At 55.3% G+C, this 1,892-nt stretch carries 1 protein-coding gene; it reads right to left on the bottom strand.

The window, feature by feature from the left end:
• Positions 1–78 precede the first annotated feature (78 nt).
• Positions 79–1,341, bottom strand: coding sequence for a group II intron reverse transcriptase/maturase (gene ltrA / locus GA0061101_RS38435; RefSeq protein WP_092577819.1), 1,263 nt, complete (start codon positions 1,339–1,341; stop codon positions 79–81).
• Positions 1,342–1,892: the final 551 nt, after the last annotated feature.

Genomic DNA, 1,892 nt, shown 5'->3' with positions numbered 1-1,892 from the left:
GGGCGAGTAGGCCGGAGGAATTTCACCTCCAGCCTCTCTCAGAACCGGGCGTGAGGCTCTCACCTCACCCGGCTCCCATCAAGCGAGCTCCGTGCCATTACCGAGTTGCCAGTGTACGAACAGCTTCCGGTTTTCCCGCGCAATCTTTGCAACAAAGAGGCGCGCTTGCCCCAGGCGTTTGCGGAAGCGCTTATATTTCCGTTTAAACCAAACATAGAGGGTTTCGTTGATGTATCTCGCCATCGGATAAAGTGCCGAGCGCGAGTATTGCCCATAGTATGCGATCCATCCCCGAACGATCGGGTTTATCTCGCGAGCAATGTCATCCAACGTCACCTCCGTTCGTTTGCGGAGTTTCAGGCTTCGAATCCTCTCTCGCATCGAGTTCAGCGATGATATGCTGACGGCCGGGGTAAATCCGCAGAACGTTTTCTGCGTAACTGGACCCCGGACGGATCGCGGACGAAAGCAATACCCGAGAAAGTCAAATTTGACGGTCTCGTGCCTACCTCTCCGTCGATCATCTTTGCAGTAGACGATTTTCGTTTTCACGGGATGCATTTCCAAGCGGCATTCCAAAAGGCGAGCTGCGAGCGCTTCTCTCACGATCCACGCTTCGCTCTCGCTCCGGCAATGCACCAGTCCATCATCCGCGTAACGACACCATGGCAGGTCAGGGAACTGTCTGCCCATCCACACGTCGAATGCATAATGTAGGAAAAGGTTGGCAAGTATCGGGCTAACGACACCGCCTTGTGGCGTGCCGCAGTTTCGCTCGACGTTTGTCCCGTCCTCTTTCCGCATCGGTGCTGTCAGCCATCTTTCGATGTAGAGCAGCGCCCAGGCAGACGTTATGTGTTTGCGAACAGCCCGTAGCAGAAGGTCATGGTCAATATTGTCAAACAGCCCTTTGATATCGAATTCTAGAACCCAATCATATTTCCAGCACCGCTTGCGCGTAACGCCGATGGCATCCAGCGCCGACTTGTCGGGCCGATAGCCATAAGAATCTGCCAGAAAGACTGCATGCAGATCCGGCTCAATCATCTGCTTGACAACACTTTGGGCCACGCGATCTGCCACTGTTGGCACCCCGAGGATCCGCTGACCTCCACTCTTCTTGGGAATGGAGACGGCGCGCACTGGCGGAGGGAAGTAAGTGCCTGAGCTCATTCTGTTCCAGATCTTGTAGAGATTCCTCTTCAGATCGGCCTCGAACTGCTCAATCGTTACCCCATCCACACCAGCTGCGCCTCCGTTGGATCGCACCTGCAGATAAGCTTCGTACACCTTCTGCTTACTGATATTGAACGGTTTGCCTTGCGTATCCATCAACGTCATCCTGTTGCCAGTTGTGTTGATAATACGCCCACCTGATCCGACCTCTTCGCTCCAGCTCCATTACGAGCCTTCATCGCTACTACAGATCGGTCCGTCCCAGTGCCCCGCATCGGTACTCTCGCCTTACGGTCTTCTCCGCTTGTGCTTCTCCCTTTGCATCGGAGCGACTGGTTCCTGCAGTTCCGCGACAACGCCTGCATCCGCTTCACGCCCCCTCAACGCCGGTCGCCGCTTGCCCGGTCACCAGGCATCTGACAAGCTGATCCCAGAGAGACGACACACCTCTGGTTTTGACGACAGGTTCCACGTTACGACGCTTCATCGGAAGGTTCATTTTCATTCGTCTCTCGGATGCGTACCGGCCCAGGGTTTGCCCTGGACTTGCCTCCAACGCTCACGACCACGTCTCTTAAACGCAGCCGCTTGGAGTGGTTTGAGCCCAGCTCCTGAAAGCCGAGCCCGAGGGGCCAACCCTCATCATTATCGCAGCTTCAAGCACACAGATTGTCAGGCCATATAGACCATCCTTTCCGAGTGCTCTGCAGCACACT

It is taken from the genome of Martinezella lusitana, assembly GCF_900094565.1.
GTDB lineage: Bacteria > Pseudomonadota > Alphaproteobacteria > Rhizobiales > Rhizobiaceae > Rhizobium > Rhizobium lusitanum.
Note: the sequence above shows the minus strand (reverse complement) of the source record. Positions and strands in the feature narration are given on the sequence as shown.